This is a genomic window from Tsuneonella sp. HG094 (genome assembly GCF_053819285.1).
The window spans coordinates 180541-194516 of record NZ_JBSORA010000001.1 but is presented as its reverse complement, the minus strand read 5'-3'; the positions used below and the strand labels follow the sequence as shown (position 1 = coordinate 194516).

Sequence of the window (13976 nt, the reverse complement as noted above, 5' to 3'; positions counted from 1 at the left end):
GCGCTTATCAAGGGGCAACCGCGAGATGGAGGGGTCCCACCGATGAAGTTCGACATGAGTGCTGCCTGGAACGAGGCGACGCGCCTGATGGGCGCGAACCGCGACGTCCTGCTGATCGTGGCCGGGGTGTTCTTCTTCCTGCCGAACGTCATCTTCAGCCTGGTTTTTTCAAACGAGATGGCCGCGCTGGAAGCGGCGCAGGCGAAGAAGCCGGATCCCGAAGCGATGGGCCAGGCGATGGTCGCGTTCTACGGCGACATCTGGTGGATGGTGCTGATCATCGCGGTGATCCAGGGCATCGGCATGCTCGGACTGCTGGTGCTGCTGTCGGACCGCAGCCGGCCGACCGTCGGCGAAGCGCTCAAGACCGGGGCCAAGTTGCTGCTGCCCTACCTCGGCGCGCAGATCCTGATGACCTGCTTCTATGGCCTTCTGGCGCTAATCCCGATTTCGATCGGGGTGGCCGGTTCGCCCGCCATCGGCGTGGTCGTCGGCCTCTTCGCCTTCGTGCTGGTCTGCTACCTTTTCACCAAGTTCCTGCTGGTCAGCCCGGTGATCGCGGTGGAGCGCATGGCCAATCCCATCGGCGCGATGGGCCGCTCGTGGCGGCTGACCAAGGGCAATTCTCTGCGGCTGTTCTTTTTCGTCCTCCTGTTGCTGGTGGCCCTGATCATCGTCGGCGGCGTGGTGAGCGCGATCCTGGGCCTCGGCTTCGCCCTGGCGGGCGCCGAGATCGCGATGGTCGGCAACGCGATCGTGTCGGGCATGGTCAATGCCGTGTTCCTGGTGATCTTCCTGGCGGTGCTGGCCGCGATGCACCGCCAGCTCGCCGGGCCCGCTCCCGAAACGGTGAGCGCGACCTTCGACTAGGGGATCAGTCCTTCCAGCCCCAGAACAGGCGGCAAGGCAGGACGTTCAGCGCTTCGAACCCGCTGTCGATGCGGTGGAAGTGCTTGGCCATGAAATCGCGTGCGGCGGCGCTGAACTGGTAGACCAGGAACGCGCCGCCCGGTCGCAGCACCCGGTGGGTCGCCGCCGCGATCGCCGGGCCGACGCCATCGGGCAGCGTCGAGAACGGCAGGCCCGACAGCACGTAGTCGGCGTGATCGAACCCGTGCGCGCGGACGATCTCTTCGACATCCGCCGCGCTGCCCAGCACCGCGTGGAAACGGCCGTCGGGAATCGTCTTCTTCAGGTAGTCGATATAGAGCGGGTTGGTGTCGATCACGATCAGCGTGCCGTCGCGCCGCATCCGCTCCAGCACCGGGCGGCAGAACGTACCGACGCCGGGGCCGTATTCGACGAACAGCTTGCATTCTTCCCAGTTCACCGGGGCGAGCATCTTCTCGATCGTGAAGCGCGACGAGGGGATGATCGAGCCGACCATCTTGGGATGTTCGAGGAAACCGCGGAAGAAAACGCCCCACTGGCCGAAGAAGCGCGCCGCGCGCTGGCCGATGGTCTCGCCGCGAAGAATCGCGAATTCGTTGGGATTGGTCAAGCAACGCGCCCTGTCCGGCACCCCGTTGGACAGGGGCATATTTCGGGGCGGGGAAGTGGCAGCTTCGCGGCCCGATTGCAAGCATCGACCCGTCCCTCTAGCGGATCGTCCATGACCGGGACATTCCCCGACCTTGACCCCGACCTTGGCCCCGAGCGGCCGCCCGTCGAGGCACCGCGCAAGCCGATCTCGCGCGAGCGGATGGCACTGCTGTTCCTCGTCATGCTGACGACAGCGGCGGGCAATACCGCGATGCAGTCGGTCATGCCGTCGATCGGTACGGCTCTTGGCGTGGCCGACGTCTGGGTCAGCCTGGCCTACACCTGGTCGGCGCTGCTGTGGACGATCTGCGCCCCCTATTGGGCCCGGCGTAGCGACCGGCGTGGTCGCAAGGCGATGATGGCGCTCGGCCTGGTCGGTTTCATCCTCAGCTTCGTGCTGTGCGGGATCGTGCTGTGGTTCGGGCTCAACGCCGTGCTGCCCGCAATCTGGACGCTTTTGCTCTTCGCCGCGGCGCGCAGTCTCTATGGCCTGTTCGGATCCGCCGCGCCGCCCGCGGTGCAGGCTTATGTCGCCAGTCGGACGCCGCGCGCCGAGCGGACGCAGGCGATGGCGATCATCGCGTCGAGCTTCGGCCTCGGGACCGTGCTCGGCCCGGCCGTCGCGCCGCTGCTGGTATTCCCCGCGACCGGCCTCGTCGGACCGTTCCTGGCGTTCGGGATTGCCGGTGTGGTGGTGCTGGTTGCCCTGCGCGCGAGCCTGCCCAACGACGATCCGCAGTTCGCCGCTCGAGGCGACGTGGTGGCGGCACCGTTCAGCGCGAATTCGAACCCGCGGGTCGAGGATACGAGCGAAGATGACGACGGGACCGGCGGGGTAATCCCGGACCTGTCGTGGTACGACCGGCGCTTGCGGCCATGGCTGGTGGCGGGTCTCGTCGGCGGTCACGCGCAGGCGGCCTTCCTCGGCATCGTGGGGTTCTTCGTCCTCGACCGCCTGGGCCTGCGCCAGAACCCCGACGCAGGGACGGAATCGATCGGGCTCGTGCTGATGTGCGGTGCCATCGCCACGCTGCTGGCGCAGTGGGGCCTGATCCCGATGCTCAAGCTGGGCCCGCGCTCATCGACTCTGTGGGGTATGGCGCTGGCGATCGTGGGCACAGTGGTGTTCGCCCTTTCGGCGACGCTTAACACCATGGCGCTCGGCGTGGCGATCGCCTCGATGGGGTTCGGGCTTTACCGCCCCGGCTTCACCGCGGGAGCTTCTCTCGCGGTCACGCGGGCCGAGCAGGGCCAGATCGGCGGCATCGTCGCATCGGTCAACGGCGCGGCCTACATTGCCGCACCGGCCATCGGCGTCTGGCTCTACGGCCATCACGAGACGATCGGATTCGCCACCATCGTCGCTCTGTGCGCCGCGGTGTTCATCCACGGCATCGTGGCGCTCGATTCGGACAGGACGCTCGAAGCGCCGCTGCCGCGCTAGAGGATTTCGAGCACCGCTTCGGGCGGTCGGCAAAGCCGCACACCCTTGTCCGTCTCCACCAGAGGCCGCTGGATGAGGCGCGGGTCCGCCTCCATCGCATCGAGCACGGTCGCATCGTCGGCGGTGGTCAACCCGCGCTCCTCGGCGTCGGTCTTGAACGTCCGAACGCCCTCGCTCGCGCGCATCCCGGCGTCCGCGTAAAGCTGCGCCAGCCTGGCGCGGGTCGGCGGCGTCTTGAGATATTCCACGACCGTCAGATCAACGTCGCCGCGCTCCTCGAGCAGCGCGAGCACCTTGCGCGAGGTGCTGCATTCCGGATTGTGCCAGATCGTCGCCTTCATCGAATGCCTCCCGCCGGTCAGGTCCAGCGACGGACCAGGTTGTGATAGAGCTGGGTGAGCTTGAGCACCTGCACATCATCGCCGCCGCGTTCCGCGACGAGTGCCTGCACCGTCTGGTCGAGGTCGAACAGCATCTCGCGCGCCGCTCCGTCGCGCACCAGCGATTCGATCCAGAAGAACGCCGCGATCCGCTCGCCGCGCGTCACTTCGGACACACTGTGGAGGCTGGTCGAGGGATAGAGCAGCAGGTCACCGGCGGGTTGGCGATAGGACACGCTGCCGAAGTTGCCCGAGACGTTCAGCTCGCCGCCGTCGTAGTCTTCGGAGAGGAACAGCGTCGCCGACAGGTCGGTGCGGATCTGCCGCCCGCTTGCGGCGTCGATACGCAGGGCGTTGTCGATGTGCTCGCCGAATTTGTCGCCGACACCGTAGCGATTGAACAGCGGCGGCAGGACGGCCTTTGGCAGCGCAGCCGAGAGCAGCAGGGGCGACGCGGCGAGCGCCTCGCCGATCCGCTGTTGTGCACGGCGGGCGGCGGGCGAATCCGCCGGGAGCTGGCGATTGCGCTTGGCGAGCGCCGCGCCCTCCCCGCTCGTTACGTTGCCATCGACCCAGTCCGCCGCCGCGAGGTCCCGGCCAAGGGCCAGGGCTTCGTCGCGGGGCAGGACGGACGGGACGACGATCAACACGGCGCGGCTCCTAGCGGGGTTCGTCTTGCCGCAACAGTGCTCAGTAGCGCGCGGTCAAAGTAAACACCGCCGAGCGTCCCGGCGCAACGTAGGCGAAGGGCGAACCCGACCGGTAGATGGCGTCGTAGTACGTCTCGTCGGTCAGGTTGTTCACGTTGAGCCGCGCCTCGAGCCACGACAGCGGCTTGTACCGCGCCACGGCATCGAGCCGCGTGTAGCCCGGCACCCGCGCGGTGCCTGCGGCGAACGATCCGCCGAAGAACTCGCTCTGGTAGTGGACCTGCCCGCCAACCTCGAGGTTCTGTGACAGCAGGAACGTAGCCAGCAGGTTCGCGCTATGCTTCGGAATGTTGGCGAACGCGCGACCGACGTTGGCGGCATTGATCGATTCGACGATCTTGGCGTCGGTGTAGGTATAGCCGCCGAATAGCTGGAGCACGTCGAACAGCTTGCCGCTGGCACCCAGTTCGAACCCGCGCGAGCGCAGCTTGCCGACGAGTTCGTAGACGTTGCCGCCGATGTTCTCGCGGGCGTTGTTCTTGGTGATCTGGAACGCCGCCGCGGTCAGCAGCAGCTTGCCGTCTGAGGTTTCCCACTTGGCGCCGGCTTCGAGGCTTTCGTTCCGCTCGGGATCGAGGTTGGCGGTCTGGGGCGCTAACCCGTCGTAGGAGATGCCGTTGCCGTCGAGCTGCTCGCCCGAGGGATTGGCCGAGGTCGCCCACGAGGCGTAGAGCGTCATCGCGTCGACGGGCTTGAACGTTGCGCTCGCCTGCCAGTTGGCGAACGTGGCCGAACTGCTGAGCTGTGCAGTCGTGGGCAGCTCGTTGGCGCGGAAGGTGATGTCGTAGGCATCGATCCGCGCGCCCAGCGTCAGCCAGAATTGCGGGGTGAACTTGATCGTGTCGATGGCATAGGCGGCCAGAGACTTCACCTGTGCCCGGCTCGGACCGTTGGTGGTGTCGGGCACGACCGGGAAGTCGAAGCCGAGCACCGGGTCGGGGGTCAGCAGGTTGCGGATGAACGTGCCCGGCGCGGGGATCGGGTTGCCCGCCGAGTCCTCCACGAACGCGGGGATCGCCAGCGGCAGGTTCTCCACCGTCTCGCGGGCGAACTCGCCGCCGAGCACCAACGTGTGGCCGATGCCGCCGGTATCGAACCGCGCAGTCGCGTCGGTGACGTTGGCGACGTAATTGTTGGTCGCCCAGCGGCGCTGGCCGCCGGCGGTGATGGTGTACTGGTCCTCGGGAATCGCGGCACCCGTCGTCGGGCAGGCACCCGTTGAAGTCCGCGCGAAGCGGCAAACCGATCCCGGGGTCCCGACGATGTAGCGATTGTATGTCTCGCCGACACGGGTGACCGAGCGGAGCTCGAGCCCGTCGACCGGCTGCCAGTCGACCCGGAAGGTGCCGATGTCGGCTCCGTTGCGGAGGAAGTCGCGGCCGATCACGCCGTAGAAGTTGTCGCGCCGAACATTGTAGGGTTGCTGCGTGGTAACGTCGAACGGGTGGCCGAAGTCGGGGATGCCGTCGAGCCGGGCACGGTAGTAGTCGGCCGACAGTGTCATCGTATCGGTCAGGTTGAGCGTTGCGGCGGCGGCCACGCCCCATTTCTCCGACTTGGCGAAGTCGCGACCCGGCGTGTCCGCCGTGTGGTACAGCGCGTTGACGCGGATCGCGAACTTGTCCGACACCGCGTGGTTCGCATCGACCGTGATGCGGCCGAACTGGTCCGTGCCGACGCCGAGATCAGCGGTCACGAAGCTCAGACCCGGGGTGGCCCGCTTGGATTCGAGGCTGACGAGGCCGCCCGTCGTGCCGCGACCACCGAAGCTGCCCGAGGGGCCCTTGACGATCTCGATCTGCTCGACCGCGAAGATCTCGCGACTGGTCACGCCCGGATCGCGCAAACCGTCGATGTAGACGTCGTTGCGCGCCTCGAAGCCGCGGATGAAGATGCGGTCGCCGAAGGCGTTGCCCCCCTCGCCGGTGCCGAGGGTGATGCCGGGGGTCGAGCGGACGACTTCGCGGAAGCTGTTGGCGCCGAGGTCCTCGATCACCTCCTTGGAGATGACCGTAACGCTGCGCGGGGTGTCGCGCAGGCTCTCGGTGAACTTGTCGTTCTGCGAACGCTCGACCTTGTAGGGAGCGTCGGGGTTGGCGTTGGGGTTGAAGTCCTCCGGCCGGTCACCGCGAACGACGATTTCGCCCGGATTGTCCGCGTCCTCCGCTGCAAGGGCAGCGGCGGGCATGACGAGTGCCGACAGCACGCTCCCCAGAAGACAGGCGTTGGCAGCGGGACGGACGGGAAAAGACACAGGCATTGAGACCCCTCATTGATTTCGAAGGGGTCTCTATTGCGAGTCAGTTGCATTAGACAAGCACTAATTGCGAATGGTTTGCATTATCTCATCATTCGCGTTGCATCGCCGGAACCGCGCGGGCGGCATCCTCGGCGCTGATGCCGGGCGCAGGCGCGGCGCTGATCGTTTCGGTTCGCCGCGCCACCCGCGAGGCGCGCTGCACCGCGCGGACGAGTCGCGGATAGACCCCGCAGCGACACAGGTTGGGCAGTGCCGCCTTGATCTGCTCCTCGCTCGGGTCGGGGTTCTGCGCGAGCAGCGCCGCAGCGGCCATGACGATGCCCGGCGTGCAGAACCCGCACTGGATTGCCGCTTCCGCGACCATCGCCTGCTGCACCGGGTGGCTGCGATCCTGACTCAGGCCCTCGATCGTGGTGACGTACCGCCCCTCCGCCTCGGCAAGGCTGACGAGGCAGCTGCGCAGCGCCTCGCCGTCGACGATCACCGTGCAGGCATGGCAATCGCCGTCGCCGCAGCCGAATTTCGTGCCGGTGAGGTTCGCCGCTTCGCGCAGCGCGTGGAGCAGCGGGGTCGCCGGATCGAGTTCGAAGGCCAGCGGCCGTCCATTGACGGTGAGCGCGGTCATGCGGGCCGGAAGCTCAGTCGCGCCACGAGCGGTCGATGCGGTCGACCTTGCGCTTCCACGCCTCGAAATCGGCGTAACCGGGTCCACCGGGCAGCGAAACCATGCCAAGGTCGCGCTGGTGCACGTCGATCACCTCTTGCGGCACGTCGATCGGATCGCCCTGGCTGAGCACGGCGATCTGGATTTCGCAGGCGCGCTGGAGCGCCCAGGCCTGGACGAACATCTCGGGGATCGTGCGGCCCATCACCACCGGGCCGTGGTTGCGCAGCATCAGGATGCGCTTGCCCCCGAGATTGGCGAGCAGCCGCTCGCCCTCTTCCGGACGCACAGTCACGCCCTCGAAATCGTGATAGCCGATCTGGCCTTGGAAGTTGCAGGCATAGAAGCTGATCGGCAGCAGCCCGCGGCTGTGGCTCGACACTGCCATCCCCGCGGTCGTGTGCGTGTGGCAGATCGCGTGCGCCCAATCGAGATGGCGGTGGAAATAGGCGTGCTGGGTAAAGCCCGCCTGGTTCACTGGGTAATTGCCCGACAGCACCTTGCCGTCGATGTCGATCTTGACGAGGTTCGACGCGGTCACCTCGTCATAGAGCAGCCCGAACGGGTTGATGAGGAACGCGTTGTCCTCTCCCGGCACCTTGAAGCTGATGTGGTTGTAGATCGATTCCGACCAGCCCATCAGGTCGAAGATGCGATAGCAGGCGGCAAGGTCGAGCCGCGCGTTCCATTCGGCTTCGCTGCATTCGATCCGGGGCTTGAGCTGGGTCGCCATCTGGACTCTCTCCTGTGTGCGTTTCTTGTCGCTACCTATCGCACGCGGGCGCTTCAAGCGCCAGAAGCGCGAAGCTGCCGAGCCAGTGCGAGCCCATGTAGTCCTCGCCGATATGGGGCAGGCTGGCTGCGATATGCCGCTCGGCGACGGAGGCGAACCGATCCGGCTCGCCCTGTGCGGCACCGATCCCGCGCCAGCACCACGCCCGCGACAGGTTGAGCCCGTCGAGATGGGCGATCTTTCCGTCCGTCCGGTCGGAGACGTGCGCGGGGGTGAACAGCGGCGCGGGCTCCTCACGGTCGGCGTTCGGAAGGAAGGCCTCGAACCATGCAGCAAAGCCACCGCAATCGAGTGTCCGGCCCATGAGGTGCGCCACGGTCAAGGCGGGCGAGAGGAACTCGTCGCCGCCCGGCTCCCACCCGCGATAGTTGGTCCGATCGCCGAACCAGGTCACCGCCCGCGCGCGGATCTTAGCGGCCAGCGCAGGATCGCGCCCCCCAGCCCAGTCGAGCGCGAGCACCATCGCAAAGGCGCTGTTGAAGTGCGTGCCGACGGTGATCGGATAGGTCATCCGCTGGAGGTACTCGCCAAGCATCGCGGCAAGCTTCACCGCGAGCGGCTCGAGCGCGATGCCCCAGTTCGCGTCATGCCGCTCGGCTTCGGCATGGAGCGCGAGCAGCCACGCCCAGCCATAGGGGCGCGAGGCCATGCGTCCGTCGGGGCGATCGAACCGTGCCACCTCCCCCGCGACCTTGCCCGGCACCAGCATGGCGTTTGTCAGCACGCGAATGTCGGCCGCCTCGGGCATCCCGGGGAAAAGCCGCAGCAAGCGCAGCACCTGCCAGTAGCCGTGGACGCACGAATGCCAGTCGAAGCTGCCGTGAAAAACCGGGTGCAGGATTGACGGCGGAATAACGTCGTCGGGACCGTAGATCTGCTGGTCGAGCTTGAACGGCCACTTCCGCGTCAGGTTCGGCAGCGTCATCCGCGCAAAGGTGCGCGCGTGGGTCTCGGTCAGCATCACGGAAACGCCAGAAAGTAGATCAGCAGGACGTTGGCGATCAGCAGCGGGATAGCGGTCGGCACCTGCGCCTTGATCACCGCGTGCTGGTCCTTCAGCTCCAGCAGCGCGGCAGGCACGAGGTTGAAGTTGGCCGCCATCGGGGTCATCAGCGTGCCGCAGAAGCCCGCGAGCATCCCGATCGCCGCGACGCGGATCGGATCGCCGCTCCACAGCCCCACCAGCACCGGCATTCCCACGCCCGCGAACATGACCGGAAACGCGGCGAAGGCGTTGCCCATGATCATCGTGAAGCCCGCCATGCCCAGCGCATAGACCGCCACCGCGCCGAAGCGGCTGCCGTCGGGGATCACCCCTTGCGCTATGCCGCCGACGACTTCGCCCACGCCTGCCAGTGCGAAAACCGCGCCCAGCGAAGCGAGCATCTGCGGCAGCACCGCCGCCCAGCCGACGCTGTCCATCAGCCGCGCGCCCTCCGCCAAGGGCACCAGCGGCCGGTCGCGCAGCCATGCGAGGCAGGCGGCAAGCGCGAGGAGGACGCCGAGCGTCAACCCGACGAGCGTCACCTGCTTGACGTCGAACAGGCCGGGCATCTGCTTGAACAGGAGCGTGCCGACGAGCGCGACCGCCGGGATGATGAGCGCGGGCAGGAACAGCCAGTTGCCCCGCGCCGCCGCCTCGGCCCGGCGTTCCTCGGGCGAGGTCGTCGGCCGCCCGCCGCGTCCCATCAGCTTGAACCCGGCGATGAGCACGAGGCCGAGAACAAGCACGCCGTTGCCCATGTCGCCCAGCCGGTCGCCCGCCCAGAAGCTCGCGGCGAGCAGCGCATAGAATGCCGCGTTGCCCCACCGCTTCGGGTTGGCCGGGTCGGTCGCGGAGATCAGCGCGTAGGCGAGGAACACCGCGCCGCCGACGGTATAGACGAGGTTGAGGCCGATCATGCGCCCTCTCCCTTCGTCGCCGTGCTGGCGCGGGCGAGCCTGCGATCGAACAACCACAATCGCGCGGCGTGGATCGCGAAGGCGCAGATGGCGGTCGGGATCGCCCACAACGCCAGTTGCAGCGGCTCGGCCGCAATGCCGAACCCCTGCAGCACGCTGACCATGAGGAGGATCGATCCGATCGCGATGAAGATGTCCTCGCCGAAGAACAGCCCGACGTTGTCGGTCGCGGCGGCGAGCGCGGGCACCGTGTCCGCGTCCGGATCGGCGCCCTGCTTCTCCGCTGCCGCCTGCGCCATTGGGGCCACGAGCGGCCGCACCGTCTGCGCCGGTCCCGCGATCGAGGTCAGCCCCAGCGCCGCGGTCGCCTGGCGCAAAACAAGGTAGCCGATCAGCAGGCGGCCGACGGTCGCGCCCTTCAAGGCGGCGATCGCGGCGCGGGCGCGTTCCTGCAAGCCGTGCCGTTCGAGCAGGCCGATCACCGGCAGTACGATGTAGACCACGCTGACATAGCGTGCGTCGTTGAACGCCTTGCCGAATGCGGCCAGCACCGCGAGCGGATCGAGCCCGGCGGCAAGCCCCGTCACCAATGCGGACGCCGCCACCACCAGCAGCGGGTTCAGCCGCAGGACGAAGCCCACGACGATCACCGCGATCCCCAACAGAACCCACATCAGCCCTTGCTCCCCCAACCGCCGCCGCCCGGCGTCTCGATCACGAACACGTCGCCCGCCGCCATTTCGACCGAGGCGGTCGCGCCGAGCGTTTCCTCGCTGCCGTCTGCGCGTTCGACCCGGTTGACGCCCAGTGCGCCGTCGCCGCCCCCGGCGAGGCCCGCCGGGGCTATGACACGTCGGTTCGACAGGATGTTGGCGCGCATCGGCTCGCGGAAGGCGATCCGCCGCACCGCGCCGTCGCCGCCGGGCCACTCTCCCGCGCCGCCCGATCCTTCGCGGACCGAGAATTCTTCGACCAGCACCGGAAAGCGTGCCTCCATCACTTCGGGATCGGTCAGGCGGCTGTTGGTCATGTGCGTCTGCACGACGTCGGCCCCGGCGAAGCCGGGACCCGCACCCGATCCGCCCGCGATCGTCTCGTAATACTGGCGCGCGTCGTCGCCGAAGGTGAAGTTGTTCATCGTGCCCTGGCTGCCCGCCTGCGCACCGAGCGCACCGAGCAGCGCGTCGGTGATGACCTGGCTCGTCTCGACATTGCCCGCGACCACCGCGGCGGGCCATTCGGGCGACAGCATCGATCCGTAGGGCACGCGGATCTCGATCGGGCGGAGGAACCCGTCGTTGAGCGGGATCGCGCTGTCGATCAGCGTACGGATCGCATAGAGGCACGCCGCGCTGACGACGGGGCGCGGGGCGTTGAAGTTGTCGCGCTGCTGCGGGCTGGTCCCGGCGAAATCGATCGTCGCGCTTCGTTTCGCGCGGTCGACCGTGACCGCCACCGCCACCTGCGCCCCGTTGTCCATCGCGACCCGGTGCCTCCCGTCGGACAGCCCTTCGAGCAGGCCACGCACCGCGCCCTCGGCATAATCGAGCAGGTGGCCCATGTAGGCGGCGACCGTCTCCTGCCCGTGGTCGGCGACCAGCCCGAGCAGCCGCTCCGCACCCCGCCTGCACGCGGCGACCTGCGCGGCGAGATCGGCGAGGTTCATCGCGGGATTGCGCGCGGGGTGCGTGCCTGCCGTCAGCAGCGCGGTGAGGTCGTCGGCAAGAAAGCGCCCGTCCCGCGCGATGACCACGGTGTCGAGCACGATCCCTTCGTCTTCGATTCGGGTCGAATTCGATGGCATCGATCCAGGCGCGATCCCGCCGACATCGGCATGGTGTCCGCGCGCGGCCACGAAGAACGCCGGTGCCCCGCCTTCACCAGCGAACACCGGCGCGACGACGGTTATGTCGGGCAGGTGCGTGCCACCCGCGTAGGGGGCGTTGAGCGCATAGGCGTCGCCCGCGCGCATGGCCGCCCCGGCACGCGCGATCACCGTCCGCACGCTGTCGCCCATAGATCCGAGGTGGACCGGGATATGCGGCGCGTTGGCGATGAGGTTGCCCGCCGCATCGAACACCGCGCACGAGAAATCGAGCCGTTCGCGGATGTTCACCGAGCTCGCAGAATGCTGGAGCGCGGCGCCCATCTCCTCGGCGATGCCCATGAACAGCCCGCCGAATATCTCGAGCCGCACGGGATCGACCTCGCTGCCTGCCGCGCCGGTGCGGACAGCTTCGGCGCGGTTCATCACGAGCATTCCATCCGCCGCGAGACGCGCGGTCCAGCCGGGTTCGACCACCAGCGTCGCGACGGGGTCGATCACCAGCGCCGGGCCGACGATTGCCTGCCCCTCGGCCAGATGCTCGCGGAGGAAGATCGCCCGCCCCTGCGCCTGCGCGACCGGCTCGGCCGGTGTCGCCGCGGCCGCGAAGTCGCCAGCCCTACCTCGCTCGGTCGGCGCGACAGCGTCCACCCGCAGCATGTCGAGCGTGAGCGGCGCATCGGTATCGAACCCGAAGCGCGCGCGGTGATCCTCGGCGAAGGCGGCGCGCATCGCCGCCTCGCTTCCCGCCACTACCGGCACCGCGGCATCGCCCGCGGTAAGGCGCACGAACGCCTGCGCTTCGCAGCGAACCGTAGCGGGATCGACGCCCTGTCCCGTGAGTTCGCCCGCTGCCGCGATCGACAGCCGAGCCACCGCGGCATCGAGCGCCCCGGCGCATCCGTCGAGCGGGATGCCCAGCGTCTCCTCGCGCACCGCGCGCCGGTCGGCGAGGCCCATTCCGTAGGCCGAGAGCACCCCGGCGAGCGGGTGGACCAGCACCGTCTGGATCCCCAGTGCATCGGCGACGAGGCAGGCGTGCTGCCCGCCAGCGCCGCCGAAGCAACTCATCGCGAAACGCGCCACGTCGTGCCCTTTGGCGACCGATACACCGCGGATCGCCTGAGCCATCTGCGCGACAGCCACCGCGACGAAACCGTCGGCCGCTTCCTCGCGGGTCATCCGCCGACCCGTCGTTGCAACAACGTCGTCCAGCACTGCATCCATTCGACGGTACGAAGCAGCCACATCGAGCGCTTCATTCGCACCTTTACCGAACACCGCCGGGAAGAATTCGGGCTGCAGTTTGCCGAGGATCAGGTTGCAGTCGGTCACCGTCAGCGGTCCGCCCTGGCGATAGCAAGCGGGGCCCGGTTGCGCGCCCGCACTCTCCGGTCCCGCAAGGAACCGCGCCCCGTCGAATCGGCACACCGACCCGCCGCCCGCCGCGACGGTGTGGATGCGCATCATCGGCGCACGGATGCGGACGCCCGCCACGCGGTTCTCGCTGTCGCGCTCGTAGGCCCCGGCGTAGAGCGACACGTCGGTCGAGGTGCCGCCCATGTCGAACCCGATCACCTGGGTGAACCCGGCTGCCTTCGCGGTCTCCGCCATGCCCACGATCCCGCCCGCCGGGCCCGAGAGGATCGCGTCCTTGCCCCGCAACGCGCCCCCTGCCGCGAGCCCCCCGTTCGACTGCATGAACAGCGGATAGTGGCCCTCGCCCAGCATCGCCGCCAGCCCCTCGACATAGCGGCCGAGGACCGGCGAGAGGTAGGCATCTGCCACCGTCGTATCCGCCCGCCCGACCAGCTTGGCGAGCGGCGAGACGCGGTGGCTGACGGCGATCTCGGTGAAGCCCGCCTCAGCCGCGAGTTCGGCGAGCGCCGCCTCGTGCGCGGTGTGGCGGTAGCCGTGCATCAGCGCGATGCCGATGGCGGCGATGCCTTGCGCGCGCACCGCTTTCATGGCGGCAATCGCGGACGCGCGGTCGAGCGGGCGGATCACCTTACCCTCGGCGGTCACGCGCTCGTCGATCTCGATCACCGCTGCCGCGAGCGGCGAGGGTTTATGGATGGCGCGGGCGAAGATGTCGGGACGTTCCTGCGTGCCGATCGCCAGCAGGTCGCCAAAGCCCCGCGTCACCGCCAGCGCGACCGGTTCGCCCTTGCGTTCGAGCAGCGCATTGGTGGCGATCGTCGTACCGATGCGGATCTCCGCCGCGGGCAGCGGTCCCGCGCCCGTCCCTGCCAGGCGCCGCATCGCCTCGATCGCCGCATCGGGATAGCGCGCCGGGTCCTCCGACAGCAGCTTGGCGGTGACGAGCGTGCCGTCGGGCCTCTGCGCCACGACGTCGGTGAAGGTGCCGCCGCGATCGATCCAGAACTGCCAGCGCGCGGGGGAATCGACCATCGCGCCGCTATGCCGCAAGTGCCTGCTCGCGACAAACGACCCGG

The 13976-nt window shown here is 68.2% G+C and carries 12 protein-coding genes; 2 read left to right on the top strand and 10 right to left on the bottom strand.

From position 1 onward, the window contains the following. Positions 1 to 42: 42 nt before the first annotated feature. Positions 43 to 870, top strand: coding sequence for a glycerophosphoryl diester phosphodiesterase membrane domain-containing protein (locus tag ACWPMX_RS00975; RefSeq protein WP_455698182.1), 828 nt, complete (start codon positions 43 to 45; stop codon positions 868 to 870). A gap of 4 nt (positions 871 to 874) precedes the next feature. Here ACWPMX_RS00975 and ACWPMX_RS00970 read toward each other — a convergent pair whose 3' ends face one another. Continuing rightward, positions 875 to 1477 (bottom strand): class I SAM-dependent methyltransferase, encoded by a 603-nt coding sequence (locus ACWPMX_RS00970; RefSeq protein ID WP_455700709.1) that lies wholly within the window; start codon positions 1475 to 1477, stop codon positions 875 to 877. 135 nt (positions 1478 to 1612) lie between these two features. Here ACWPMX_RS00970 and ACWPMX_RS00965 point away from each other — a divergent pair, with 135 nt between their 5' ends. Further along, on the top strand, positions 1613 to 2986 hold the full coding sequence (locus tag ACWPMX_RS00965) for an MFS transporter (RefSeq protein WP_455698181.1): 1374 nt from the start codon (positions 1613 to 1615) through the stop codon (positions 2984 to 2986). Here ACWPMX_RS00965 and ACWPMX_RS00960 read toward each other — a convergent pair. From ACWPMX_RS00960 to ACWPMX_RS00920, 9 genes are all read right to left on the bottom strand, one after another. After that, the gene (locus ACWPMX_RS00960; protein WP_455698180.1) at positions 2983 to 3327 is read right to left on the bottom strand and encodes an arsenate reductase family protein; all 345 of its coding nucleotides are present in this window, start codon (positions 3325 to 3327) and stop codon (positions 2983 to 2985) included. The two genes, ACWPMX_RS00965 and ACWPMX_RS00960, sit on opposite strands and share 4 nt — an antisense overlap. 17 nt (positions 3328 to 3344) lie before the next feature. Then, positions 3345 to 4016, bottom strand: coding sequence for a Fe2+-dependent dioxygenase (locus tag ACWPMX_RS00955; protein ID WP_455698179.1), 672 nt, complete (start codon positions 4014 to 4016; stop codon positions 3345 to 3347). A gap of 40 nt (positions 4017 to 4056) precedes the next feature. Then, entirely contained in the window at positions 4057 to 6336 is a 2280-nt protein-coding gene (locus ACWPMX_RS00950; protein WP_455698178.1) for a TonB-dependent receptor, read from the bottom strand. Between the two features lie 88 nt (positions 6337 to 6424). Continuing rightward, a complete protein-coding gene (locus ACWPMX_RS00945) occupies positions 6425 to 6961 on the bottom strand; it encodes a (2Fe-2S)-binding protein (protein WP_455698177.1) in 537 nt (178 codons plus the stop codon). 13 nt (positions 6962 to 6974) lie between these two features. Further along, positions 6975 to 7733 carry a class II aldolase/adducin family protein gene (locus ACWPMX_RS00940; protein ID WP_455698176.1) on the bottom strand — a complete coding sequence of 253 codons (759 nt, stop codon included), beginning with the start codon at positions 7731 to 7733 and terminating at the stop codon, positions 6975 to 6977. 31 nt (positions 7734 to 7764) lie between these two features. Next, a complete protein-coding gene (locus ACWPMX_RS00935) occupies positions 7765 to 8754 on the bottom strand; it encodes a DUF2891 domain-containing protein (RefSeq protein WP_455698175.1) in 990 nt (329 codons plus the stop codon). Next, positions 8754 to 9695, bottom strand: a complete 942-nt coding sequence (locus tag ACWPMX_RS00930) for a DUF979 domain-containing protein (protein WP_455698174.1) — start codon at positions 9693 to 9695, stop codon at positions 8754 to 8756. Before ACWPMX_RS00930 ends, ACWPMX_RS00935 begins: the two co-directional genes overlap by 1 nt. After that, positions 9692 to 10369: a DUF969 domain-containing protein gene (locus ACWPMX_RS00925; RefSeq protein WP_455698173.1), complete on the bottom strand. Its 678-nt coding sequence runs from the start codon at positions 10367 to 10369 to the stop codon at positions 9692 to 9694. Before ACWPMX_RS00925 ends, ACWPMX_RS00930 begins: the two co-directional genes overlap by 4 nt. Further along, on the bottom strand, positions 10369 to 13932 hold the full coding sequence (locus ACWPMX_RS00920; RefSeq protein ID WP_455698172.1) for a hydantoinase B/oxoprolinase family protein: 3564 nt from the start codon (positions 13930 to 13932) through the stop codon (positions 10369 to 10371). The genes ACWPMX_RS00925 and ACWPMX_RS00920 overlap by 1 nt, the downstream gene beginning before the upstream one ends. Positions 13933 to 13976: the final 44 nt, after the last annotated feature.

Coding starts and splice junctions, on each gene's coding strand:
- ACWPMX_RS00945 (WP_455698177.1), bottom strand. CDS start 6,961: ATGACCGCGCTCACCGTCAATGGACGGCCGCTGGCCTTCGAACTCGAT.
- ACWPMX_RS00975 (WP_455698182.1), top strand. CDS start 43: ATGAAGTTCGACATGAGTGCTGCCTGGAACGAGGCGACGCGCCTGATG.
- ACWPMX_RS00925 (WP_455698173.1), bottom strand. CDS start 10,369: ATGTGGGTTCTGTTGGGGATCGCGGTGATCGTCGTGGGCTTCGTCCTG.
- ACWPMX_RS00960 (WP_455698180.1), bottom strand. CDS start 3,327: ATGAAGGCGACGATCTGGCACAATCCGGAATGCAGCACCTCGCGCAAG.
- ACWPMX_RS00930 (WP_455698174.1), bottom strand. CDS start 9,695: ATGATCGGCCTCAACCTCGTCTATACCGTCGGCGGCGCGGTGTTCCTC.
- ACWPMX_RS00965 (WP_455698181.1), top strand. CDS start 1,613: ATGACCGGGACATTCCCCGACCTTGACCCCGACCTTGGCCCCGAGCGG.
- ACWPMX_RS00950 (WP_455698178.1), bottom strand. CDS start 6,336: ATGCCTGTGTCTTTTCCCGTCCGTCCCGCTGCCAACGCCTGTCTTCTG.
- ACWPMX_RS00935 (WP_455698175.1), bottom strand. CDS start 8,754: ATGCTGACCGAGACCCACGCGCGCACCTTTGCGCGGATGACGCTGCCG.
- ACWPMX_RS00940 (WP_455698176.1), bottom strand. CDS start 7,733: ATGGCGACCCAGCTCAAGCCCCGGATCGAATGCAGCGAAGCCGAATGG.
- ACWPMX_RS00920 (WP_455698172.1), bottom strand. CDS start 13,932: ATGGTCGATTCCCCCGCGCGCTGGCAGTTCTGGATCGATCGCGGCGGC.